The 26,287-nt window shown below is 45.7% G+C and carries 20 protein-coding genes; 1 reads left to right on the plus strand and 19 read right to left on the minus strand.

From position 1 onward, the window contains the following. Positions 1-19: 19 nt before the first annotated feature. The 6 genes from J7K63_06940 to J7K63_06965 all read right to left on the minus strand — a co-directional run bounded on the left by J7K63_06940 (position 20) and on the right by J7K63_06965 (position 10,434). The gene (locus J7K63_06940) at positions 20-1,474 is read right to left on the minus strand and encodes a YihY family inner membrane protein (GenBank protein ID MCD6234753.1); all 1,455 of its coding nucleotides are present in this window, start codon (positions 1,472-1,474) and stop codon (positions 20-22) included. 33 nt (positions 1,475-1,507) lie between these two features. After that, positions 1,508-2,848 carry an LPP20 family lipoprotein gene (locus tag J7K63_06945; GenBank protein MCD6234754.1) on the minus strand — a complete coding sequence of 447 codons (1,341 nt, stop codon included), beginning with the start codon at positions 2,846-2,848 and terminating at the stop codon, positions 1,508-1,510. A 28-nt stretch (positions 2,849-2,876) separates the two neighbouring features. After that, positions 2,877-3,578 (minus strand): hypothetical protein, encoded by a 702-nt coding sequence (locus J7K63_06950; protein ID MCD6234755.1) that lies wholly within the window; start codon positions 3,576-3,578, stop codon positions 2,877-2,879. A gap of 23 nt (positions 3,579-3,601) precedes the next feature. Next, a complete protein-coding gene (locus J7K63_06955) occupies positions 3,602-5,836 on the minus strand; it encodes a patatin-like phospholipase family protein (GenBank protein ID MCD6234756.1) in 2,235 nt (744 codons plus the stop codon). An 80-nt stretch (positions 5,837-5,916) separates the two neighbouring features. Further along, a complete protein-coding gene (locus J7K63_06960) occupies positions 5,917-8,976 on the minus strand; it encodes a hypothetical protein (protein ID MCD6234757.1) in 3,060 nt (1,019 codons plus the stop codon). Positions 8,977-8,985: 9 nt separating this feature from the next. Then, positions 8,986-10,434, minus strand: a complete 1,449-nt coding sequence (locus tag J7K63_06965) for an oligosaccharide flippase family protein (protein MCD6234758.1) — start codon at positions 10,432-10,434, stop codon at positions 8,986-8,988. A gap of 131 nt (positions 10,435-10,565) precedes the next feature. Here J7K63_06965 and J7K63_06970 point away from each other — a divergent pair, with 131 nt between their 5' ends. Then, a complete protein-coding gene (locus J7K63_06970; GenBank protein MCD6234759.1) occupies positions 10,566-11,234 on the plus strand; it encodes a sulfotransferase in 669 nt (222 codons plus the stop codon). On the opposite strand, the gene J7K63_06975 is transcribed toward J7K63_06970, so the two are convergent. The 13 genes from J7K63_06975 to J7K63_07035 all read right to left on the minus strand — a co-directional run bounded on the left by J7K63_06975 (position 11,214) and on the right by J7K63_07035 (position 26,270). Further along, positions 11,214-12,203 (minus strand): sulfotransferase, encoded by a 990-nt coding sequence (locus J7K63_06975; GenBank protein MCD6234760.1) that lies wholly within the window; start codon positions 12,201-12,203, stop codon positions 11,214-11,216. The two genes, J7K63_06970 and J7K63_06975, sit on opposite strands and share 21 nt — an antisense overlap. Continuing rightward, positions 12,200-13,279, minus strand: a complete 1,080-nt coding sequence (locus J7K63_06980; protein MCD6234761.1) for a glycosyltransferase family 4 protein — start codon at positions 13,277-13,279, stop codon at positions 12,200-12,202. The genes J7K63_06975 and J7K63_06980 overlap by 4 nt, the downstream gene beginning before the upstream one ends. Before the next feature lie 78 nt (positions 13,280-13,357). Beyond that, positions 13,358-14,119 carry an ABC transporter ATP-binding protein gene (locus tag J7K63_06985; GenBank protein ID MCD6234762.1) on the minus strand — a complete coding sequence of 254 codons (762 nt, stop codon included), beginning with the start codon at positions 14,117-14,119 and terminating at the stop codon, positions 13,358-13,360. Continuing rightward, a complete protein-coding gene (locus tag J7K63_06990; GenBank protein MCD6234763.1) occupies positions 14,119-14,772 on the minus strand; it encodes an ABC transporter permease subunit in 654 nt (217 codons plus the stop codon). The genes J7K63_06985 and J7K63_06990 overlap by 1 nt, the downstream gene beginning before the upstream one ends. Before the next feature lie 155 nt (positions 14,773-14,927). After that, positions 14,928-15,893, minus strand: coding sequence for an ABC transporter substrate-binding protein (locus J7K63_06995; protein MCD6234764.1), 966 nt, complete (start codon positions 15,891-15,893; stop codon positions 14,928-14,930). A 12-nt stretch (positions 15,894-15,905) separates the two neighbouring features. Then, positions 15,906-16,952 carry a hypothetical protein gene (locus J7K63_07000; GenBank protein ID MCD6234765.1) on the minus strand — a complete coding sequence of 349 codons (1,047 nt, stop codon included), beginning with the start codon at positions 16,950-16,952 and terminating at the stop codon, positions 15,906-15,908. 71 nt (positions 16,953-17,023) lie between these two features. Beyond that, a complete protein-coding gene (locus J7K63_07005) occupies positions 17,024-17,863 on the minus strand; it encodes a LysR family transcriptional regulator (protein MCD6234766.1) in 840 nt (279 codons plus the stop codon). Positions 17,864-17,887: 24 nt separating this feature from the next. Continuing rightward, the gene (locus J7K63_07010) at positions 17,888-18,937 is read right to left on the minus strand and encodes an ATP-grasp domain-containing protein (protein ID MCD6234767.1); all 1,050 of its coding nucleotides are present in this window, start codon (positions 18,935-18,937) and stop codon (positions 17,888-17,890) included. Between the two features lie 10 nt (positions 18,938-18,947). After that, on the minus strand, positions 18,948-19,580 hold the full coding sequence (locus J7K63_07015; protein MCD6234768.1) for a PIG-L family deacetylase: 633 nt from the start codon (positions 19,578-19,580) through the stop codon (positions 18,948-18,950). 8 nt (positions 19,581-19,588) lie between these two features. Next, on the minus strand, positions 19,589-21,529 hold the full coding sequence (gene asnB / locus J7K63_07020; GenBank protein MCD6234769.1) for an asparagine synthase (glutamine-hydrolyzing): 1,941 nt from the start codon (positions 21,527-21,529) through the stop codon (positions 19,589-19,591). Next, positions 21,529-22,539, minus strand: coding sequence for a hypothetical protein (locus J7K63_07025; GenBank protein ID MCD6234770.1), 1,011 nt, complete (start codon positions 22,537-22,539; stop codon positions 21,529-21,531). The genes asnB and J7K63_07025 overlap by 1 nt, the downstream gene beginning before the upstream one ends. Next, entirely contained in the window at positions 22,532-23,854 is a 1,323-nt protein-coding gene (locus J7K63_07030) for a glycosyltransferase family 4 protein (GenBank protein MCD6234771.1), read from the minus strand. Before J7K63_07030 ends, J7K63_07025 begins: the two co-directional genes overlap by 8 nt. After that, a complete protein-coding gene (locus J7K63_07035; GenBank protein MCD6234772.1) occupies positions 23,814-26,270 on the minus strand; it encodes a YfhO family protein in 2,457 nt (818 codons plus the stop codon). The genes J7K63_07030 and J7K63_07035 overlap by 41 nt, the downstream gene beginning before the upstream one ends. Positions 26,271-26,287 lie beyond the last annotated feature (17 nt).

The following is a 26,287-nucleotide window of genomic DNA, read 5'->3' on the forward strand; positions in this document are numbered from 1 at the left end:
TCGGGGACATCTTGTTACATTATTCATTGACACCAATTTGTTTAGGTTCTTCCGGAATATCCGGTTCCGGAAGCGATTCGCCACTGCTCAGGATGCTGTCGAGTGTGATGGCGGCAAAGCCTGATGTCATGGCGCCATAAGCACGGACAAAAACATCTTTCAGCTTCAACATCACAGGATCTTTTTCAGGCGATCTCCGCAATCCGCTTCCGGGGAATATCCGGGCTTCGGCAGGATATTCGTGGACATGGACACACCGGACCACATCTGACAGGTAGATATGCCGGGGATCCTTACCCAGAAAGTAAGATCCGTTTTGGGATGTATCAGGAAAAATGAAATTCTTTTGAACCAGAATCCGGGCCACTTCATCCAGGGCTTCAATCCGGATACCCGTCTTCTGTCCGATGTCTTCCAGGGTTGGAACCGGATTACCCTGGCGAAAGGCTTTTCCGATAAAAACAAGAAGCATGGCTGCCAGATAATGCTTGGAATAAAAACGTTCCCTGCCCTGATTCTCATAGATCCGTCGTAAGATTTGTATGTTTTGAAAGGTATGGGATAGTTCAGCTCCCCACAAAACCAACACCCATGTTAGATACACCCACATAAGAAAAAGGGGAATTGTCGCCAGGGATTTATAAAAATTGGTGACATGGCCAACCTGGGCAACATACAGATAAAAGGTCTTTTTGGACAGTTCCCAAAGCATTGCGGTAATCAATCCGCCCCAGGCTGCATATTTGAATTTTACAGCGGTGGAAGGGACAATGATATACGCCAGGGTAAAAGCTGTAAAACTAATCCCCAGAGGAACCAAATTGTTATACATCAACCTGAAAAACCAGGAGGATTGGATCAGCTGATCAATCATACCTCCGGGAGGATTGATATAATTCATGAGCCAGATGGACATCAGGATTAAAAAGGGACTGGTCGTCAGAACAACCCAGAAAGCCACAATTTTCTGAATATAACTTCGCTTTTCCTGGACCTTCCATATATGGTTGAAAACCCGTTCTGCCATGACAAACACAGCCATTGCAGCCAGCAATAAACTGAAAATGGCAATCAGATTGACAATTCCGCTTTTAATACCCCGGAATGCCGTAGGAGAAATATAAGTATTCAGCCAGCTACTCAATTCCTGCTGAAATTCCGGCGCCACAAAGGGGAAAACCCGATCCTGAACATAATTGATAATTTCCTGTCCCACACCTAAAGCACCGGCAATACTGAAAAACAGAACCGACAAGGGAATCAGTGAGATCACCGTGATGAAAGCAAGACTGGCAGCCTGTTCAAAACAGAGATCATTTGTAAATTTTTTAAAAGTGATCGTGGATACCCAATCCACCTTGTAGATAATATTTCTCAAAGTTTCGGATTCATTTTCCTTGGACCGGATAAAGGTATAGATTCTCTCTTTTATCCGTTGAAAAAAGTCCGAATTTTTTTTGTTGTCTGATATCATAATTTTTCCCCGGTCACGGTAATCTTATCGAATTCAAAAGTGGATGTCCAGATTTAGATTAAAAAGGTGATTATCCTCATACGCAAGGGTTGTATACAGTCTTTCCGGAATAACCATAAACTGAACACCGGGCTGAAGTTGCCATTTATCCCCATAGGGATTTCTGAAGAAGGGTTGGGGAAAATAGTCAACCTGTACAAAGACACCCAGATGTTCTTCCAGATGCACATAGAGGGGGTGAATAATCCACCCAAGGGATACCCGGCGTTTATCTGCCTGAAGACAAGCTGTGGAATAGAGGTTGGGTATAGATACATTTACCATCCCGCCGAAAGTAAATTCATGGTGAAAAGAGTTATCTTTCAACCCGTTAAAGTCCTGAATCCGGGGCAAAGTGGACAAATACTGGGAAAAAGAAATTGCTGCTGACATGCGATAAATCTTCCCAATCCCATCCAGTATTTTAAACTTTACGGTGGCATCCTGGCGATCCAGACGGTTCCTGTGCATCCCCATGGTCAGGGAAACATTGAGGAACCTGAACATACTGACGCTGTAGGATGCGCTGACAAAACCCGGCCGGTTTAAAGCCCCCTTCACAGACAGGCTATGACGTCCCGGATCGATTTCTGCATTTTTCATGTCAGCCAGACTGGAGTGTGGCTGAAAAGTGTTATACTTCCCATACACCCGGGCAATATGTTCCATGTGCTCTTTTTGTCTTTTCTTCCGTGCTTCCCTTTTTTCATCCTTGTGTTTCTTTTCTGTCAACTTGACAGCCGTCTGGGCTGAATCCAGCTTTACCATGGACTCCTGATGACGGATAGTTTCTTCCCGCTTTTTCTCTTCATACCGGTTCAAAGCAATCTGACGTGCCGCTTCCAGAGCAACCTCTTCCTCTATCAGTTTATTATAATCACCCTTGTTTACCCGGATCAGACTGTAATATTTCCCCGTTTCCGGATCAGTCCACCGTTCAGATACATAAATGCCCCGGAGAATCATTTTGGACATGACGGTATTTTTCATCTGAAAGGCTTCGGATACCTTTCGCCCTTTTTCGCTGATTTGATGCTGTACCTGGGCATCCACCTGGACTTCCAGCATTTTTGCAAATTCAATCCGCGCTTTATCGTCTGCATCCTCCCGGGATTTCTCACTCATGCCGATTCCGAAATAACACTGTTCCGGATCCTCAATTTTCATTTCACGAACCCAATAGGGTTTCTGATCTTCGGTTGATTCCCCGATTGGTTTCCCAAGCATCGGCGAATCTAAGGTAAAGTCCGTGGAATCAATGGCCTGAGCCGGAAGATATCCAGGGTGAATACACAGAAAAAACAATACACAAAACCACAATAAAGACTGTTTCATGGTGAATTCCCTCAAGTCTTGATTCGTCTTATTTTAATTCATCCACGACCGATGCCCCGCCAAACATAACGAAATAACGGATTTCTAAAACCGGCGCATCTGTTTCAGGCGTAATTTCTTTTCGTTCGTCATCAAATCCCCCGAACAAAGGTGTCCCCCGGGTGATAACCTTCCATCCCTTGGGAACGGCGATATCTATCCCCCCGAAAAGGGCCGTGATATTGATGACAATCTCTTTTTGCTCCGTTTTCACCTCTTTCAGATCCACCGCCATCCCACCGAAAAGGACCATGCAGTTACCCCCTTTGAAATGGGTGGATACAAAACTGTGTTTTGATCCGCTGAATATGGCAAAAAGATCCAGAACATCTGTTTCCTGTTTTGAACCCTTGACAGTCACTTCTTTTCCGGCAGGATTTTTCTTCAGCAGACTCACTCCAATAACCAGCAATATGGCGGGCCAGAAAAGATCAAAAAAATTGAAATGCAAACGGTCTATGGCATTTAATTGAAATACCACTCCCAAAATTAAGATAACGGTCCCCATGGATTTATTACCATGGGTGGAAACCAGATGGGACAGCCCAAAGAGAATAAGTAACAAAGGCCACCATTGGCTCAGGGATGAAAAAAGATGCCAGTCCAGAATGTTATTGAAAAAAATCATTCCGGCTAATACTATTAAAACCACGGCAATGACGGTTCGTTGAGAAAAAACAGATCTACTCATCGCTTAATCCTCCTTACGGCGTTTCAAAATTCCATGCCTATTCTGGCCCATGAATTTAAACCAAAATTATCCTCTTTATGAAAAACAAATCCATACGTGACAGGTCCAAGAATTGTGTTATATATCAGAGATATCTCCACACCGTAATCCAGGGTTCTGTCGAAAGTTTCCACATCAGTCCACAAACGGTATTTACTGTAACGGACAAAAAGCTGCGGCTCAAACCACAAATTATCAACCCAGGTATGGTAAACAGTCCCCAGCGAACCCCCGATATAATCCGTAGTCAGCAAATCCTCACCAATAAAATACCTAAGATGTTCCGCATGTTCCGGCCGGATATTTTCCAGAATGGGCGGATACCCGAAAATATGGCCATATCGCGCATGTGTCAATAAACCCATTCGGCGGTTCAGGGGGATTCCGATTCGAATCTCCGATTCCCCTTTTAAAAAATAGGCGGCATATTCATGCAATTGCAGCACCGGATGGAATTCTTCCACAAATGATCTTCCTCCCGTAAAGGTTATATCAACGGAGTATCCCGTTTCCATAGGCATAAGCCGCGTACGCATGTCTTCAATATATCGGAACATGGCATAAATATACGGCTTATCTGTATTCAATCGCCGTATATAATCCTGAATGGATGCCTGGGAGGGTAAATATTCTCCATAAATACCGCCGAATTCAAGTTGAATCAGCCTGTCCCACCCCAGGGACGCAGACGCCGTCATGCTCGCGGTGACCACATTTTTGCGGATAAAACGGGAGTCAAAAAGGTTGGTATCATACTGATAGCGATGGGCGGAAATTTGAAAAGCACGGGTAAACCGCAGGTTGATGAAAGGGAATTTGAGGGATTGGATGCCTGTGAGCCTGGAGCGTCCTCCTATATGATAATTCCCTGCAAAGAGGTAATTCTTCAGAAAAAGTGATGTATTAAAAAGCTGTCTGTTCAACTCGGCCATATACACATTCATGCCGGCATTGCTGTCAAAATAGAACCCGCCCTGAACGCTGTGGCACATATTTTCATTCACCGAAAGAACAAACAGAAGGGAATCCGATCCGGCAATTTCACTTGCTTCAACATCGACAGAATTAAAATATCCACTGCCATAAAGCCGGTCCATATCATTTTTCAGCACATCTACTGAATATGGAATTCCCGGTTGATAAGCCATCAGATTCTGAATCTGTTTACAGGTAAACCGTTCATTCCCCCGAATATCTACCCGGTATCCGGTTCTGTTGTCCAACCAGGTCCGGATAGTTTCCTGCTTTTGGTGAAAGGCAGCCGTATCCCACTGATTATCAAGAATTCCTCGGATTTTTCGGGCGGCCTTAAGTCCGACCTCATATCCCCTTTGGAAGATTTCCTCACCTTTCAGGAAATCAAAGAGCATTACGTCCGGATTGTTGATTTGAATAAAATAATCGTAGCCGCTTACGGCACCGGAATCACTGCGGGCAGCAAAGACATTGTTCAGATACGTAAAAACATCGCCCACATCCACAATTTCATTTTTCTTTGGCGGGATATCGCTGGTGTTCACGGCGATAATGAAATCGGCACCCATATCCCGGGCTTCCTGAATAGGTAAATTATTATAAAAGCCGCCATCCATGTAAAAAGTGGAATCAAGAAATACCGGTTCAAACACAATAGGATAAGCCATGGATGCACGGATAATTTCCGCCAGGTTTCCATGTGAAAAGGATGTGGCTTTCTGATAGACCATATCGGAAGCCACCACTCTGAGGGGAATAGCCAGGGAATCAAAATTGCCGCCGGAATAAACCTGTCCCGGAAGCAACTGAATCTGAAGATACTGTTTGATCGCCCTGTTGGAAAGAAGTCCCATGGGCAGAAGGCTGCTTCCTGATTCATCAAGAAAAATATTCACTTGTTCAGGCAGGGCATCAATCCTGTTTTCGATGGGGATATCCCGGCGGTCCTGAATCCCGGCCAAAAGGTCCCAACCAATGCCGGAACAGGCAAAGTCATAGAGTTGATCAATCTGCCATCCCGAGGCATAGAGTCCGCCTATCAGCGCCCCGGCGCTGACACCACTGATACAATGAATAGGAATTTGGTACTCTTCCAGCGCCTTAATCACTCCGGCATGTGCAATGCCTTTTGCACCGCCACCACTTAAAACCAGGCCGATACGGGGGAAATCATTTTCTGCTTGTCCGGAAAGAACTCCTGCAAAAAACAGAATCCCCAGAAAACCGGGTATAATCCGTTTCAATGAATGCTTTTTAGATGAGTAAGGCATGTATTTAAATATGTTACGGCATTTGCATAACAGAAACAACAGGCGTTGGCGTACTATTGTTCGATTACAAGACGGACCGGTCCCTTATGAATTCCACCGCCGTTTCCATAATCCGTCACTTTCACCAGAAGGGTATTATTCATATTCCACAATATGCGGGATTTGCCGGGCGATATCTGATACCGACGCGGCAGGTTCCAACCGGCGGTAGACCCAACTACATCACAATTGATATATGTTTCATCCTCGTCATCCACAGCACCCATATCGAGCCAGATGCGCTTATTATGGAGGCTGTCCGGTAATGAGAAGGTCCGCCGGTACCAACATGTGCCATCTAAATCGGGATATCCCGCATCTTCCCAATTCGCCGGCACCTGAATCGGGAACCATAAGGAATCATCAGCACGGAGTTTAAAACACTGATTCACCTGTTGGGCCGGACTGAATTCCCAGTTTCCACTCAGGTCCATTTCACGGCCGGGGATCCAGTTGAAATGTTCAATATGTTCATCATTCCCAAAGAGAATGATCAAATCCAGACTATCCTGAAGAGCACCTGAATCCGAAAGAGAAATAACAAATTCATCATGATAATCCGGGGGAAAAATCCGGGTTTGCGTCAGGGTGTCTTTCATCCAAAGTATTTCCACCGGGGCTTTAGACCGGTTGAAAAGCTGAAAGACAGGATTATCCACAACCAGCGTATCTTTCAGAGTTATTTTGTACGGGGCAAGGATTTGATAGTGAACCGGAAAAAAGAGGGGGACCGTCATATCCTCAAAAGAGAAAAGCCATTCCAAAAGGAAATACCCATAATGATCCGTAACGGGCATGGGAATAAAAGGGATTACCCGGACGGTATGGATTCCACCTTCTTTCACGCGGGGGGTCTTGATACGCCAATTCCGCGTGGTATAGCGGTTCCGGACACGGACGCGCGGTGCAGGTTCTTTCATGACCAACCGAAAAGGGATATCAAAAGCATTGGGGCTGATCAATTCCAGGGGATAAGGATCCATTGCCAGAGTAATTCCGTATCTTTTCAGGGATGCGGCCCCGAAAAGAGCAGTTACCTTTTCTTTTTCCCTGATGAAATTTTCCCGCCAGAAGGATGCATCTTTCAGGTAGTCCATACACTCCTGCCGGGGCAGGGTATCCTGAAAGGGGATCTGGGCAGAAATCGCATCTTGACAAAGATTAGCAGCCCGTGCTTCCGTAGCCCGGATATCATCACTGATCATCAGATGCCGTGCCCCTTCCAATAGAACCATGACATATTCTGCAGAGCACCAGGTCAGGGGTGAGGCTTCACTGATTTTATCATCATCCGCAGGATAGTGAATCCGTTCCGGTATGAGTCCGTACACATTGCTGTTCCGATCAAGCCAGTTCTTAAGCAACAGATATCGTTCTTTGCGATGTTGGGCAGCATAATATTGAGCGAGGGCGCCGGTAGTAAAGCCGAACAGGTCGTCTCCGTATCCCTCCCCGTCGAAATACTGAATCCCGTTACCGTTCTTCCGGCATTGGTGCCACCAATATTCCGAGCTAAGCTGGAGCCGCAGGTGATCTTCATAACCCCAAATCCAGCCAAACAGAGCGGATGTATTCCAGGAAAAAGTATGATCCCTTATATCTTTGTAAGTTTTATCTGTGGGGTCAAAAAGTGAAGCAAGTCCTTCATCCATTCGTTCTGCCACGGCTGACCACCGGCGTGCCAGTTGTTTCCGGTTCCGCCATTTTGCCATGAAAGCAGCCTGTTTAAATGCAGCCGCCAGGGACATATTGGTGGAGGGGAGTTTTCCCGGCCATTCCACAATTCCCCCCTCATGAACCAGGTTATCAGCACCCAATCGAAGTTCGATAAAAGTCAGAAGGTTTTGTATCAGTTTAAAATCCCCGATCCAGGTCCGATATCGCAAAAAGGCTTCATAGACGAGGGATGTATAGTATCCGTTGCTATCCCACTCCGGCACATCATAACGTGCGCCGCTTCCTCCTTCCGCGGCACGTCCGAAGGCATCATAGCGGGCATACCATTCACCTGTCGATTTAAATGGGACATTGGCCCAAAAATCCAGAATTTGTTTCACTTCATGCAGATGTTCCGTTTCCAGAAACATGCGGGCCGTCATAAAAGCATCCCGCGGGTAAAGCTGGGGCAGGCCGTTTGTCACAAACTGGCCGGTAATATCAGCCGGTACTGCCCCATTGAGATTCAGGGCTTTTACAGAAATCAGATTCGTCCGGAAACGAAGAGAATCCTCCCGGGACAGGAAAGAGGGTTCATATCCTTCCGCAAGCCAGGCATCCCACCCTGTCCGGGCAAAACGACGTAAATCTTTCACAGCCAGGGTATTCCAGATCTGTTGCCCTTGGAGCTGGTTTTCGGATATCACAATCAGGAGGGTAAACTGATAATCTTCCGAAGCGGCTAAGGTCACGGACCGACTGAGCCGGCCGTCAGCCACATCTGTCTTCCGGGCATCGGTAAATCCCACTGTCAGAATCAGTTCATCCACCAGATACTGGACCTGTTTTTCACCGTAATCAGCGGCACTGGGACGGGCAAATTCAAAGACCGGTTCGATCTGAAATGAGATTTTCCGCCGATCAGTATTGACAACACACCCTTCCCAGACAATCACTTTCATGGCCGGATCCGGCAGGGCATACAGGCGGGTTACGGCATTCAGCGGACCGGCTTCCCATTGGGTTGCTTCGGCAAAATAGGGGTCACTGGTGGAGGCAATCCATTCCGGCTCACGGATCCCTTTCAATTCCAAACGAATCGATTTCACAAAATTCCGGGTATAATCATTTACATAAAGGGTTTGAATGCCCGGCGATTCTTCACTGTTTCGCGGGAATCCCGAAGCGGAAAAACAGAAAGTCCCGTTCCCAAGAATCCGGGAACCGGGATGAGGTCCCAGCGATGAGATGGTTTCAAGATCCGGAGCCTCATACTCACAGGCCGTAAAAACCAAAACGGTCAGGACAAGTCCAAGCCGGAATATGAAGTTTTTTATAATACATTTCATCTCGTGAATATACATGTCTTCCATGTAAAAGAGCAGCAGAAACCCTCTCCGGACAGAAGGTTTCGACATGTTACATATTTACATCTTTTTTCGTGATTTATTTCTCAGCATTTTTTTCAGAGTATCAATTTCCCGGAATTCGTAAAAACGGAAGAGATAAAGAAGCAGCGGAAAGAGGGAAAGAAGGATCAGTTTTGCCAGGATAGCCGATAAAAGAGAGAGGGCGGGTAAACATTGTATGGAAATATAAATCAGGGCTGCAGACAGAAACAATTTCCCCATATTCAGCCATTCGTAATGGGTTTCAAAATATTTTTCACTGAGCCAGGCACTGATACCTGAAGAAAAGAGAAACGAGAGAAGCGTGGCCAGGGCGGCTCCCTGCATTCCCCACCGGGGAATCATCAGAAAATTCAGACCGATATTCAGTACAGCCGAGCCGAGAGTAATGTAGGCAATCATGGCTGTTTTAGATGCCATTTGAAGGGTCTGTTTAAAAATAAACCCCATTCCCCGGATAACCAGAGCCAGCAGAATGGTAGGAATAATGATAGAAGCGGCCAGATATTCATCATAAGTGACTGTCATCAAATTGACAAGATCATAGGAAAAAACCGAGACCGCCAGGATAATCCAGAGGAAGACAAAAAGAAAATAATTCAGAAATTTCCTTATAATTCTTCGGATATTGGCAGCTCTGACATGTTTCCATATCATTTGCTGATAGGCATTATTGAACGAACGGATTAAAATAATATCCACAGCATTGGCAATCCGGTAACCGATATCATAAGCACCCACCATTTCGAGTGTTGTGAGAAAACCAAGAATATACCGGTCGCCGATATTTAATACCCGGCTTGCTAAGCCCGAAAAAGAAAGAGGAAAGCCAAAACGGATCATTTCTTTGAGTGTCACGGGCAAAAAACGGAAAGACATTTGTGACCATACAAAGGGGAGCATAAGAAAAAAAGTAAGCGCCTCCCCCATCAATTGTCCCCAAAATATGCCTAAGATTCCTTTTTCATATCGTACAATCATCAGGACCGTCACAAGAAGCTGAACTGCAAATTTCAGCACTGCCACAATAACATAGTAGACAGACTTCTCCCGAATCCGCAGGGTAAAAAGTGGAATCATATTCAGCACGGAAAGGGTAATGATGGCGGCGCTGAATTTAAAATAGATGCCCATAGCCGGGTTACTGAAAATCCCCCGGGCAAGATATCCGGAAAAAAAATAAAGCGGTAACGTAACCAGAATAACAATCAAAGCAGTAAACGTATATGCCGTAAAAAAAACAGCTTTTTTATCCTGTTCACCCTCTTCCAGGTTCATCCACCTGAAAAGAGCATTGGGGAGCCCCAGATGTAAAAACCCCTGGCAAAACTGAATGGAGACATCAAAAAGAGAATAAAACCCATAATCGGATATTCTGATCATGGATGTATACAGGGGGAGTAAAATGAGTCCAATCAATTTGGATGAAACATTTCCGATCATATAAATGCCGGAATGTTTTGCCATGTATTTCAGGTGGTTTAACATTTCACATCATCATTTACAAAATGAAAAATACAATTTTTTTCCAGAGGTTAACAGTTTTAAGGTTTATGAACAATTGTTACTTACACATATAATGGATAAATTTGCTTGTCATGAACATGCTAAACCGCGACAGCCAGGCCGACAGGACACATGTCTTAATTCTCGGGGCGCCCCGTTCGGGGACATCCATTCTTGCCAGTCTGATCGGAGCACATCCCGATATTGCCCTATGCAGTGAGGATTTCAGCAATACCTGGACAACTGCAATCGGTAAACCTGTTGTCGGGAACAAACTCTGTGTACCCAATCAAATTCAGCTTACTGCAAAAAAAAATCTGATAACAGAACTCTTGAAACGCCTGGGAGTTTGGAAACGCTTTCCTTTGTCGTATTATTCTGTCAAAGATTATCTGAAAATCCCGAACCTGAAAATTATATTTATCATCCGTGACCGGAAGAAAAACGCGGAAAGTATGGCCCGCCGGGGTTCCATTAAACGGTATTTTCTGCTATTCAAGTGGAAACGAAAGCTGAAAGAAAACGAAATCAAGAAAATCCTGGATCAGACATACATAACCAAAGAAATTCTGGAAAACCGCGAAAATGTCATGACTATCCGTTATAAAGATTTGATTCGGGAACCGGAAAAAACATTGACATCTATTTTCAATTTTCTAAATGTTCCTGTAAAAGATTTACAATCAATCATTAAACAGGGCACCCGTTGGAACTGGATGTATTCAGACAGTTCAAAAAGTTTAGATACTTCGAAGATTTAAAACCAGCCGGTTATATACATACCGTACCAGATTTTCTCCCTTTACAGGCCTGTACAAACTCCCTTTCACCGAAAAAGGCTCATAGTCAAACATTTCAAGTAAAGCCCCATATCGTGTATTGATAATTGATGCTTCCACAGGTGAAATCAATTTTTTCCATTCCGACAGACGGCTGGAAGAAATACCTGTGAATTTTTCACCAGACGTACTGTTTCCATCCCATAACTTTCCATGAGACGTGGGGTATAAAAGATTCTCCTTAAAAGGTATTTTCAGCTTTTTACACAACCCTGTAAGTGTTTCCCGGGGAGAAGAAACAAGATCACAGTACCGGATCACGTGATAATCCGGAAGCATTCTTATATTTTTAAGAAGATAATAATAGCTGTTGTCCATAGTCTGAATAACCCGGTCAATCTTTGGGAAACGGGTAGTTATATCCTTAAACCGGCGAAGACTCACAATATTGGCATAGGGATTCCGTACGATATGAATGAAAACAGCTTCGGGAAAAAGATATTTCAATTCCGCGGCAAATTCGGCATGTTCCACAGATTTTTCACAGAGCCATGTATCTTCCGGAATATTTTTCCCGTTGTTATACGAGGCATACATTGCATTCCAATAAAGGGTAAAATCCCGTGCTCTGTGTGACACTTCACCGGAAATGTCTGCCATTTTTTCAACAAAACATGATTCATCAAACAGATCCGGTGTTACTGAATCCGTGAGAGGGTCATCGGCTGTATTGCACCGGAGGATCCATTCCCTGCACCGCCGGATAATTTCTTCACGGCTCAGGTTTTGAGCAAACTGCCGTCGGTAATTATAGTGAATTTCATAACCAAAATGCTGAAAGGGGTGGGTTTCCACAGGCAACACTGTCAAACCGGGATGGCCGTCCAGCAGGCTGCGGACCAGACTCGTCCCGGATTTATGCAAACCAAGAATGAACAGGGGACCTTTCATTTTTCCTCCGACAGAAGACCATATTTAATAAACACATCTTTTAAGGCTTTTTCACGGACTTCGAGACTATATTTTTCCTTGAGTTGCCGGAAAAATTGTTTCCGCATTGCATCATTTCCGGTATAAAGAGCCTGAATTTTTCGTCTGCCCTCTTCCGGATTATCAAAATCCTCGATTATATAATCCGGAAAACCGTTCACCATTTCAGGAAGGGCTCCTGCAGAAGATACCAGAGGCAGGGCTCCGTAGGCACAAGCCTCCGCCACGCCCATACCAAAAGATTCAAAACGGGAAAACTGACAGTAAACCGACGTCTTTTCATAGTATTCTGAAAGGGTGTCATGTGACTGGGGTGCCAGGACGGTCAGGTTTTCCGGTAAATTTGGTAGACCATCCTTAAAGGTCTGCTCCATGCCGATAATCATGAAAGGATAGTCCGGATTCATCCGGGCCATCCGGATAAAACGGTCAAACCCTTTAATAAGATAGCGCCGCCGGGTATTGCAATATCCCACCGTCAATATCAGTGATTTCTTCGGTGTCCGTTCTTTCAGGCGAACTTCCGGAAATGCAATGGCATTATATATGACACGTCCGGAGTAAGGACCCCTTTTTTTTGATTCAGCGGCCGCATAGTCCGAAACCGGTAAAACACAGGCAGCCTTTTTATACAAAAAACACACAATGCGGGAACGAAGGGGGTTCGTAAACACACCATAATGGTATTCGGGCAGCCAAGTGGTATCATATCCGCCCAGAACCAGAAACACCGGTTTTCGGAAAATAAGTCCCAAAAGCATGGGAATCAAAGCATGATAATCGGCAAACCATATAAACAGGGCCCGGCTTCGAAGAATGGGAAGGGGTAACTGAAAAAGTTGTTTCAGCATACTTGCAGCTGTCCGGAAGCCGGCTGCCGATTTAAATCGACAGACACGAACTTTAAAAAAACGTTGTAAAATATCCACATCCTGAATGATAAAAAAACTCTCGTATTCATAACGGGGAGCGATAAAACAAAGAGACGGTATCTTTTTGTGGTTTTTCACCTGATTCAGCGGTTTTCTGATATCCATAAGGAGAATTTACATTTCAGGAAAGAAAATGTGCAGTATTATTATATTGTTTAAAACAGGATGTTATCTGTTACCCTTTCAATACCTGCGGGTATCCAGCTGATCGTAGAGAGTATGCCACAAATCCATAAATTCCGGTGTTTCAGGCATACGGGGCTCCGGAAGGGGATTTTCCTCATAATATTTTATCCGTGCCGGGCTTAACGAGAGGACCATCACTTTTGATCCCAAAAGGATTGCTTCCTGCACATTATGAGTGATAAAAATGATTGTCGTTTTAAATTTCCGCCACAAGGTTTTCAATTCTTTTTGGAGGATGGATCGTGTCTGGGCATCCAGGGCACCGAAGGGCTCATCCATCACCAGAACCTTGGGGTTCAGGGCCAATGAGCGGGCAATGGCCACCCGTTGCCTCATGCCGCCGGAAAGCTGGTTGGGATAGGCATGTTTAAATTCAGAAAGATGAACCAGCTCAAGAAATTCTTCTGCCCGCCGTGTCAGTACTTTCATATCCCCTGAAACTTTATTCAGTTTCAAAGGATAGATGACATTTTCGATGACGGTTTTCCAGGGAAACAGTTGATTGAAATCCTGAAAAACCATGAGACGGTCCGGACCGATTCCGCTGATGGGCTCTCCGTCCAGGAGGATTTTCCCCGAAGTCGGTTCTTCAATACTGCAGATACAGCGAATGAGGGTGGTTTTGCCGCACCCAGAGGGACCCAGAATGGTGAGAAAATCGCCGGAATCCACGGAAAAGGAGAGTTTATCCAGAACAGTAAAGGATTTACCTTCAAGAGAATACTGTTTTACAAGATCCTGAACCGTCAGATTACTCATCAAACACTCATCCCCCATTTCTTTACGGTTTTATTCTCCAGCGTTTTCAACAGAAATTCATCAACAAGCATACCGATAATAATCACAGATATCAGTCCGGCAAAAACCGATTCAATATCCATAAAATAGCGGGTTTTGTAAATAAACCAACCGAGTCCGCCCACTACACCGGAAGCGCCGAAAACCATTTCGGCAGATACCAGGGCCCGCCAGCTCCGGGCCCAGGCGATTTTGAGTCCGGACAGGATATACGGAAAAGCATTGGGGATCATCACAGCCCATATCAGGTGAAATTCACTCATACCGATGTTCCGTCCCAGTTCCAGCTGGATTTTCGGTATCGAGCGGAATCCTGCGAGGGAATTCACAATCAGGGGCCACAAAATAGAATGAATGATGATGATGATAATGGCTTTGGCTCCCAGCCCCACCAGTAACATCACCACCGGCAGCAGAGCGATGCCCGGCAACGGATGCATGATAGACACAATCACATCCATAATCCGGGCAAAAGTTTTGCTGATCATACAGAAGGCCGTCAGAAAAAAAGCCAGAACAATTCCAAGACCGATACCGCTGAAAATCAGATAAAGGGAAAATTTTATGTGCTGCAGTAACTCACCGGTTGTCAGGTTTTGCCACAGGGATTCCAGAACCCGTGAGAAGGGCGGAAAAAGTTTATCCCGGCCCGTCCACACCGGAATGTATTCCCAGAGAAAAAACAAAATCAAAATAAACAGGACTTTCGTGATTACGGTAACGCGCCGTTCCCGTATTTCTGATTTCAGCATGCGTTCAGATCCCGTTGTTAATCTGCCCCGGCCGGATTCACCGTTTCCCAAAGCAGGTCTTTTACATTCTCCGTATTGCGGTCTACATATCCGGCTTCATTCATAAAATCCAGAAATTTCAGCAAACCATGGGGGGTTTTACTGAAACGAACCCCTTCCCAGGTGGTGTATTTCATATACGTATCCCGATCCAAATTTAATACCGGCGCCACATATTCTGCAGTTTTTTCAGGATTTTCATTCAACATGTCAATGGCTTCTTCCAGTGCTTTATATACTGCGTTGAATAACTCAGGATTACGTTTTTTCAGCTGGCCGGTGGCAGCCGTTACCAAAAAGGTGAAATCACCACCGAAAGCATCCCGCGCATCAACCACCTGATGGATATCTTCCTGTTCCAACTCTTTAAAAATATAGGGAGGTGACGTAAAATGGCCGTCAATTTCCACCCGGTTGATCAGGGCATTGACCCCGTCGGGATGTGCCATGGCAATGATATTATGATCCAGGGCTTTTGGATTTCCCAGTTCCTTTGATGCAGCCATGGAAAGGAGAATATGCTGAATGGAACCGGGCGACGGCAGCGCAATTTTCATACCGGGTTTGATATCTTGTAAGGTTTTGATGTTTTCATGATATGTCTGAAGTCCTAAAGGCATCTCACACAAAGCCGAAATAATTTTATAATCATAACCCTTTGCCCAGGCAATCAGATACGGAGGAACTCCCATACTTCCCACATCAATGTTGCCTCCGGCCATCCCTTCCCGGATTGCCCCTCCGGAACCCAGGCGTACCCATTCAACCTGTGCATCGGGATAATATTTTTCAATCAGATTCAGTTCCTGCATTAAAATGACCGGGGCATACCCCAATCCAAACTGCTGGGCAACCACTACCCGGTTCTTATCCATACTCTTACCGCATGAAAACAGAGATAAACTCAGGATAACCATAAACAAAAAAATGGCTGTTTTTTTCATGTTACCACCCCCTTATTTAAAAGCATATTCAATGAAACATTCAATTTTGTTCCGGGTATATTTCGTATCATCCGGACTGCCTTTCCACTGCCGGCGCCACGTGGGGCGAATCTTAACCGATCCGGCATCTGAATTGTGTACCGTGATTTTATATTCCAGCCAACTGTAGAGATGATCTGTCGTGTTATCCCCGCTGTCCGTTACCTGGCCGTAATCGAAAAATCCCCGAAAGACACCGGGGCCTGTTTTACCGCGCACACCTATGCGACCGATCCATCCGTCATAAAACTCCTCAATGGTCACAGCAGCTTCACCCCAAACGGAATATCCGGAGACTTTACCCGACACAACCGCTCCGGCAGTCAAAGGATTGTAATTGGATTTCTTTGTACTCCACAAGACTTGAGGAACAATTTCCAGAGCCCCCAAATTCAGGGCATAATCTGCTCCAATGGTTATGCCATCGCGGTTTGTAATGGTTGAGTCACCGTCCAGATATACTTCCAGATTTGTGCGGTTTTCATCCACGGAAAAATAGGCTCTGGCCAGTCCGTCTCCCAACGTTTTATGTACCCTGAAACCGGTGTAGGCATTATTGTTGAAAATCAGGAATGGAATATCCACCACTCGTGTGGGATAATAATGAATATCCCAGATTGTGTTTCCACCTTGCGGAATCCGCCCCAGATCAAATCCAAAATCCCCTTTTTTACCGACATAAAGCCGGGTAAAATCCACGGAAGGCGATTGGGCTGATCCGTCAGACGAAGCAGAGGGAAGCCCTGAACCACTTCCCATTTTAGACCAGAAAGCCAGGGAATTATGGGAAAGTTGAATTTTGGCAAAATACCCGTTATTGATGTCCGCATTCAGATTAAGCCGGGCCCTGAACTGCAGATAGGCGTCACCTGTCCGGCTGTTTATTTTTCCATCACCGTCTTTATTAGTAATCAGATCAAAACGTGGCCGTATCCAGGTGTCTCCACTCAGACTGATTTCAGACCGGGCATTCCCTGCCAGCATGAGCCCTGCAAGAAATAACAACAACATTCTTATCATGAGAAATCTCCTCTTTTTTTTCAATTTGAAAGAGTATAGAGAGAAATGAAAGGGGATAAAAATCTAAATATTTAATGAGAGGGGGACAGATTATTTAATTTTTCGATAAGTGCCCGGATTATATCCCCGTACCGGGAGGATTCACCGGCTAAAAGCAAAATATTCCGATGGATCTGATAGGTATCTGAAACAACAATATGAGGATATTGCTCCTGAATGTTTTTCAGATAGGTTTCGTTGATAAAGAGTCCAAGCGGTTTCTGATTTATCAGGGTAAGCCGGTCTGCGGTTGTACCCATTTCGGCCACAATGTTTACATCTCCGAACTGTTCCAGATAATTCAGAACCACGGTATGAATTCCTGAATCCTTCTGATCAATCACCAGGGGGATTTTCCTGATATCATGGCTTAGGGATTGATGGTAGACCAAAACGATGCGTTCATCTTTCAGGGGGATTGCATCAATGTGCCGGGGAAGTTCCATATTTACACCGCCAACAATGGCCACATCCGCCTGATGGTCGATGATATTCCGGATGGCTTCATCAGACCGGCATGTATACACACGGGGAAAAAGTCTTTTTTCCCGGAGCAGTTCATAAATGGGTTCAAGATAGAGATGGGTGGCCACCGTACTCAGATTTACGGTGAAATCATTCATTCCTTCCAATCGGGCCATCAGTTCGTCATGATCCCGGAGTATCCGTTCACAATATTTATAAAAAACCTTGCCCTGGGGTGTAAAATGGTATTCGCCGTCGTAAGAATACAGGGTTATGTTCAACTCCTGCTGGAGTTTGTTCAAACGATAGCTGATTGTTGGCTGTGATAAATATAAATACCGGGAAACTGCAGATGTATTACGTTGTATATAGAGCTGTTTATAAATTTTAAGGTCCAGCAGATCCATCAATCCCTCCCGGGTTTGAAAGGCTTATTTTACTTCGTCAGAATCATAAAACACCTGATCATAATAACGGACACTTTGCCGGGTAGTCCGGAGATTTTTTTGAATCTCCGTAAGTTCTTCAAGAGAAATAAGTCCAAGCTCATGTTTAACACCAGCCCAGGGAATGTTAAAATTTTCCTGATGGACAAAGGTAGAGACCCGTGGATTGATTTCCATGAGTTTGCCTCCCTTGAACTGAATATTAATAAAATAGTCATACTCCAGGCGGTGAACAATATCCCGTGCATATTCCATATATTCCGGTGCATCCTGGTTTCTGAAAAACATGGCCAGACCTGCTTTCATGGCTTCCCGGGTTTTTGTAAAGCCCAACAAAACCTTCCCGTTCCGGCAATAACAATCCACGGTAATTTCTGTCCCCTCAAGAAATTCAGATACAATCAAATCAGGAAAACGTGCTGCTTGTCTCAGAATCTCTTCACATTCCTCAAGAGTAAAAGTGGTATCTTCAATCCGCTTCTTCAACAGCATATTCAGCCGGTCGGTTCCGGCTTCGAGGATTCGGAATCCCCGGGATCCCTTACTTACAGCCGGTTTGAAGCAGACTCTTTTATCAGGATAGCCCAAACCTAAAACGGCTTTTCTGAAGTCATTCACGGTGTTCACGGTCCGTGTTTCGGGCAGGGGGACCGAGCTCTCTTTAAAAAAGTCATTCATGGCAGATTTGCTGTCACAGGGAATGGCCGATTCGGTTTTGGGGATCATGATGGGAAAACCTGCCTTGCGAAAATCATCCCGGAGGGGACTCAAAGGCATCACATCCGAGGAGCTTTGGGGCAGAATCAGATCCACTTTCTCTTTTCGTGCAATATGGAGGATTGTTTCAGGATAGGCAGGATCCGTCCCGGCGGGGACAGGATAAAACACATCACTGAAAAAGCGTCCTGACGCCAGGGGATTCATATCCGTCCCGATGATTTCAACCGGTCTTTCCCCATGTTCTTTCAGTGCCCGGATCATGGTAACACCTCCGGGACAACCGACTGTCGTTAACAAAATACGGATAAGTTTCATTGATTTCCTGCTATATTATGTATCGTATCACTTCAAAACATTCGGCATAATCACAACCGATCTGCACACCCCGTGTGGTGGCAAGACTCATAATAAATTCTTTTGAAGCATACTTTCGCATCTTCTGGGAATTGTATGCATCCAAAGCATAAATTTTCTTTTCAATGTGGCGCTTTTCCAGCCGGATAAAGGAGCGGGTTTCAAAATTGATATGATTCCATGGAATTTCATACGCCAAAATAGTGGTCTGCTTGAAAGCCCGTTGCCCTTCCATGGCGACTGTATTGTGATCCTGGTGCAAATCGTGAGGGGAAGGCATAAATACAAGATCGGGGTTCAGTTCCCGCTTTAAGCGTACCATTTCTTCCAGCAAATCCTGGCGGACATAGTTAAGTTTCCGAACGGTAAACCCGTAAATCAGAAGATTTTCCGCTTTGATACCGAGGCGTTTTGTGGCTTCTTTGACTTCAATTTCGAGAATGTTTTCCGGCATGCCCGGAGGGACTGATTCCTTGGCGGTTGAAAAAGCGGCATAATATATATCCGCATCGTCTTCCAGAAATTTGGCAATACTCCCCCCACATCCAAATTCTCCGTCATCGGTATGGGGTGCCAGAATCAGTATACGTTTTGCTGTCTTCATGGTTTTCCTCAATTCATGTAGGATTCCAAATCAAAGTGACGCTCTGCAAAAGCATCACTGTCAATAAACATCTTTTGCCACACCGCCAGTCCCATAACCACCCACAGAAAATTGTAATGCCAGCGGAGACGGGGATGGGGCGGCGTGTCCAGTATTTTGCGAATGTATTCGTAATTAAACAAGCCCTGCTTTTCTACAAAGTCCCGGGTTAATACCCTTTCGCATACATTCTTCAGGTCTTTTTTGTACTGCAGGTAGGGGTTGACTGTAAACCCCCATTTCTTTTTCCGGGTAATTTTTTCCGGTAAATAAGGTTTCATGGCTTCACGGAACAGGTCTTTGGCCCGGTTCCCCTTCATTTTCAATCCGGCAGGAATAGAAAATCCAAACTTCACTAAATCGAGATCCAGAAAGGGCACCCTCTCCTCAACAGAATGGCTCATACTCATGCGGTCTTCCACCAAAAGGTAGTCGTTAACCATCTTCGTATGAAATTCAGTAAAGAGCACCTGATCCAGTGCAGACATGTGATTCACCTTTTGAAAAAAGGGGTCAAAAGCTTTCCGGACTCCTAATGAGTCCTCTTTCATTTTTTGAGCCATGTCCCGGTGATAGATCCGGTCATACATGGCGTTGTCAAAGTCCCAAACATTTCTCAGGATCAGATAATATTTTTCTATTTGTCCCAGGGCCAGAAGCATCTGAATGCCACGTCGGTATTCATCCAGCCGCAAGACCCCTGTTTTCTGTTCCATTCTGAAGAGAATCCGGGATTTGAAATCCCAAAATTTTTTCATCCATCCGGGGATTCGGTCATGAAGATGGTTCATTGGATAGATAAACCGGTGAATATCATAGCCTGCCAGCAGTTCATCCCCGCCGAGTCCGCCAAGGACCACTGATACATGGGGTTTGACAAAAGCGGACATGTTGAAACCCTGAAGGAGGTTGATTTTCGGTTCCTCGGCATGCCACAGGACTTCCGGGAACATTTTCAGGGGTTCCATACTCAGGCTCAGGGTATGATGATCGGTCTTGAAGTGACGGGCCACCCGCTCAGCATCGGGAAATTCATCGGTGGGTTCATTGAAACCGAGTGTAAATGTTTTAATATCCGGGACCCCCAGTTCTGACATCTTCTGGACAATCACGGATGAGTCCATGCCGCCGCTCAGGTAAACCCCTATGGGGACGTCGGAAATCAGTTGGCGTTTGACAGCCTGCCGCAGGAGTTCATGTAACTGGTCTGCAGCCTCTTTTTCGTTCATACCGTCCCGGATTTCAGGTGTCAGTTCCCAATACCGGTGTATATTGATTTGTTTATTTCGATACACAAGATAGTGTGCCGGGGGAAGACGATAAATACCTTTAAAAAGGGTCTGGTCATTTTGAGTATAGCGCAAATTCAGATGTGTATGAAGGGACTTAAGATTTAATTCCCGGGGAACGGAGGGATGCAGGAGCAGGGGTTTCTGCTCTGAGGCAAAGGCAAAAAGACCGTTCTGATGAATATAGTGAAGGGGTTTGATCCCAAAATGATCCCGTACCAGAATGAGGGAATCCTGTCTCTGATCCAGGATAACAAAGGCAAAAATGCCGTTCAGGCGGTGAAAAAAGTCTGTCCCCCAACTTTCATAACCATGGACAAGTATTTCCGTATCCGATTCCGTGTAAAAATGGTGCCCAAGGTTTTTCAGTTCTTCGCGGATTTCCTTGTAGTTGTAGATTTCGCCGTTATAAATAACGGCAATGGAGCGATCCTCGTTAAAAATAGGCTGGTTCCCGGTTTTCAGATCAATAATGGCCAGACGCCGGTGTCCCAGGGTGACATCACCGTGCCTGTATATTGATTCGGCATCCGGTCCCCGGTGACGGATAAGGTCCAGCATCTGCTTAAAACGATTTGGGGGAGTTCCTCCCGCTTCAACTGTCCCTAAAATACCACACATCAGATCCGGCCCAGTTTTTTTAATGCTTTCACTTTATCTCCATACATCCGGATAATATGATCCATACGGTCATACTGTGAGAACTGTTCCCTGAAGCTTTTTAATTCCTGTCGGCCGGAGAGGTTTTCAAGGAGCAAGAGCTGGCTCATAATCAGCCGGTAATATCCCACCGAACAGGGGTCGGTTTTAGGATAATGGTCCAGATCGCACAGGTTAAAACGAACCCAATAACCCATATCATAGTCAGGCAGTCGGGTGATCAGGGTTTGAATTCCTGCATCAAAAGCATTTTTCGCCCTGATTTTATCAGCCGGATAGAGATCTTCCGGCAGAGCCCGGTATGCATCAAAAAGGCCTAAAAGGGAAAAATTATGCCCATCCAGGACCCGTGTTGGTTTTGCCGCCACATACTCTTCGTAAAAAGGAAGTCCTTCATGTAAATCTGCCACAACCCCGCCATCCCGGATATCCACAAAGAAAAGATCAAGGATTCCGGGGATCAACTCCAGATATTTTGCATTGTTTGTGAGTTGCCAGGCCCGTAAAAGTACAGAGAGAGCCCGGCTTTGTGTAAAAGCGGATTTCCAGGGCTTTGTAACCCGGTATTCCGGTTTTGGGATATCTGTGAGCCAGTAAACACCGGTATCATCCCGTTGAGCCTTTTCAAGAAACCAATCGGCAATACGGAGAAAATGCCCGGAAACGGCAGGGTCCCCGCTTTGAACAAAACGGTTAAAACGGGCCAGTGCATACTGCCCTATGGAGATGGGATAATAGTGTGTGCGCGGGGATTCCACATCGATATAAGCACTGTTTATGGGGATTCCATTTTCATCGAACCCGCTAATTAGCCTGTTTAATAATTTGGGGTCATCCTCAAAAAGAAAATAAAATTCCCCCAGTTTTTCTGAAAAAAGGTCCGTTGATATCGCAAAAGGCGGGGATTTTTTCACAATATCCCGCCGGAATTTATTCAGCATGAATGCCATTTTTTTCAGACGCTTAGCCATGGCGAATCACCTCATGCATAATATCAGACAATCTGCGGACATTTTCCGATGTTTCGTACTGTTTCAGGGCTTCGCCGGAAGGAAGTGACAGGACGGGATTTTTTTCGAACGCATTAAAGCACCGGGTTAAAAAGTGTGCAATGCCCTGAATATCCTTTTCCGGGAAAACACTGCCGCTATCCGTTCCGGCCACCATGGATTCAATCACACCGCCCTTGCCTCCGATGACGAGAATCGGTTTTCTCATGGCAAGATAATCATACATTTTTGCCCCGATACTCTTGTCGGAATAGCCGCTTTGTGCCTGAATTTTCAGGAGGAGGGATGCCGATCGGGCTTCTTCCATCATCCTGTCATGGGGCAAATACGGTTCAAAAGCTGCAGGGACCGGCGAAGTATGTTCAATGTGTGTCTTGTGGGCATCATAAACCTTTCCGATAAACCGGAGGCGCATGATATCCAGCATTTTATCAGGCAAAAGCTGAAGTGCCTTCAGCAGGGGCTCGGGATCCTGAAATTTACTCAGCGTGCCTGTATACATGATGGTAAAGACTGACGAGGCTTTTGCCGACGCATTCAACCGTGTAAAGCCATTGTGGATAACATAATAACAATTTTCTGCTTTCTGTTTAAACATATCCACCAGACCGGGGCTCACGGTTATCACGGCAGAGGCTTTTCTCAGAACCTTCATTTCATAACGGTGATTTAAGCGTCCGGCAAGGAGCGTGCGATTCAGATCCTTTTCCCAGAAAGCTTCTGTCCAGGGATCCCGTAAATCGGCAATCCAGGGGAGTCTGAAGAGTCGTGCCAGTTTGCCTGCACCGATTTGCAGGCTGTGAGGCGGTGATGAACTTAAAATCAAATCCGGTTTTTCCCGGAGGATAATCCGGCGGCCTGATTGTTTCAAAAACGGATTCCACCCGACCCTGGCATCGGGAATAAAAAAATTGGCCCGGATCCATCGGGAGAGTTTTTGACTCAGTGATTCATCTTCATCCCGGCTAAGTACGTAAGTGGGAATTTTATCCTCTTTTTCTTTTCCCGTAATCCGCTTGTACACTCCAAAAGGCTCCACTGTTTTTGTGCGGAAAACCTTTAAGTCCCGGGGAATTCCCCGCCCCAGTCCCGGATCCAGGGCGGGATAATCGCCGTGCTTAACGGTAAGCACTAAAGGTTCCCATCCATATTCAGGTAAAAGCTGCACCCATTTAACCAGGCGTTGTACACCGGGCCCGCCGGCCGGGGGCCAGTAATATGTGATGATCAAAACCTTAGGCATGGGAATCCGGTTCAAATCGTGGTTTCCGCTCAAGCCACCATCCTCCGCCGATCAAAATCCACACGATGATGACACCTATCCAGCTCACGGCAAGTCCTCGACGGTACGCCGGCGGATCAAAGTACAAATGGAGGGACCCCTTTCCGGCAGGGAGTTCAATACCACGTAGCATATAGTTGACCCGGTATATCGGCAACTTTTTTCCCTGAAATTCAGCAATCCATCCCTCATCGTAATACATTTCGGAAATAACCACGAACTGTTTTTCTGAAAGATTGACGGAAAAGGTAAGGGAATTGGGTGTTTGTGATTCCAGGCTGACCGATCCATTACCACTGTACTCCCCACCGGCATCCAGAGCATAGGCAAGGATGGCAGGATTAAAATCTTCACGATTCATGCGCATGACGGCATCTTCCCAGGAATCCGTCTTTTCCAGCCTTTTAATCAGCCAGGCTTTCGGTAAAGCCCGGGTATTTTCATAAAGGATTTCCTTCCGGTTCTGATCTACAGCAAGGGGCCTGAGAAAGAGGTGTTCCAGCTGACCGGATGCGATGATATACCGGCCGTTTAACATGTTGACCACATTCCAGTTCAGACGGGCCGGGCCGGACCCCTCAAAGAGAAGATGATCCATTGCATCCTGAATCGTCTGAAGTTTGATGGCACTATACCCGTTAATAATGGGATACCAATAGGCATAATGATTATCCTGAAATCCCTGCCCCACAACCAGAGCCCGGTACCCTTCAGGGGCTTTTTCCAGAACCCGGGTGATGTCTGTATCCGAAAACTGACGCCGCTCCATGACCTTTTTATTTCCCAGAGTAATTTGATTATAGGCTTTTCCGGTAATAATGCCCAGTTCCACCGAAACAAGTCCCAGCAGAATCAGGACAAGGGAAAATTTTGCCAACTTTTTAAAGCGGTACGCGGTAATGGCCGATCCGGCAAGCACGGTAATCCATAAGGCCCGGATCAATTCACCGGTAAGCACCTCTTTGCGAACGGTTTTGAGGATCCCCAGGGTTTCACCGGGATACCGGGAGACTTCACCCGGAGCCAGGTACGATAACTGTCCCCGGATCAAAAGCAGAATGAGTATAAAAGCCACACCGCCACCGAAGACAACAGGCTCAAGATAATCTTTTCCCTGATCCCGCGGAGAGAAAAGGGCTTTTAATCCATAACCCGCCAGAATCAGCAGCGTTATGAAAGTCATATTAACAATCATGACCGGAACCCGGAATTTGGAAAAGTAAGGGAAGTAATAGAAAAAGAGTTTGTAAAGAGGCATAAAGTGGTGGCCGAATCCCAGAAGAACTGTAAAAACGGCAAAAATCGTCAGGGATTTCACCTGACCAAGTTTATAATACCGGATGATACCGATCAGTGCCAGTAAAAAGAGAAGAAAACCCATGGAGTCATAACTTTGGGTAAAGGGCATATCGCCCCAATAGCCGGGGAGTCTTTGTCCTTTCAGACGGGGATAGGCATTACCGTCATATTTTTCCGAAGACATGCCACCGAAAAAGCGGGGAAAGAAGAAATTCAGGATTTCTTTCGGTGCAAGAGACCAGCGTGTGGCATAATCCAGGCTGACTCCTTTGGAACGGGTTGCCGAGGTCTGCTCCTGTCCGATTTGAAGGGGATTGCCGCCACGGGTGGAATGGGGAGTGTATTCATGCAGACTGATAAATGGCTGGGCAGAGACTAAGACCGTTAAAATAACAGCCACAACGATTTTCAGAGCCAGGTCTCCGAAGAGCCGGTACTCCTTGCGAAAGAGAAGCCGCAAAACAGGTATCAGGTAGAGAAACAGAAGGATCAGGATTCCGTAAAAAACAACCTGTATATGCTGGGTTCGCACCATCCAGGAAAACATGAGTGCAAAAAAACCGACGGTATACCATTTCCGTTTATCCATCAAGAGCTGAAAACTCAGAATCAGCCAGGGCATCAACATAAAAGCCCGGAGTTTGCTATAGTGACCCACATGAATCAGGGACTGCCAGTGAGGCAGCAGAATGAAACCAAGGGCCACAATCACGGCGGCATACCAGGGGATTTTCCGGGATCTCAGCAGGGCAAACATTCCCAGGCCTCCCAGAAGAAAATACCAGAAATAAAGGTATGTAAACCGCCCCAGAAATTTGACAAGTGTATCGGGATGGAGCAGGGGCGGTGTAATGCGGTGATAGGTGGGCATGCCACAGAAAAAGCCGGGATTCCACAAGGCTTTATCTCCGCTTTCCTTTTCCCATTCCAGATAATTACGGGTACTGGCAACAGATGCCACTGAATCCACACCCAGGGGACGGACATTTTCAAAAATGAATTTTGCATACATGATAATCAGGGGAATCAGCAAAACAATCACTGCCGCCAGAAGAGTTTTTCTCCCGTTCAACATTTCCCATGCTGCCGGTTGCACTTTTTTATCAGACATGGTACCCCCGATTGTTA

It is taken from the genome of Candidatus Neomarinimicrobiota bacterium (assembly GCA_021157965.1).
In the GTDB taxonomy this organism is placed as follows: Bacteria; Fidelibacterota; Fidelibacteria; order Fidelibacterales; family Fidelibacteraceae; genus Fidelibacter.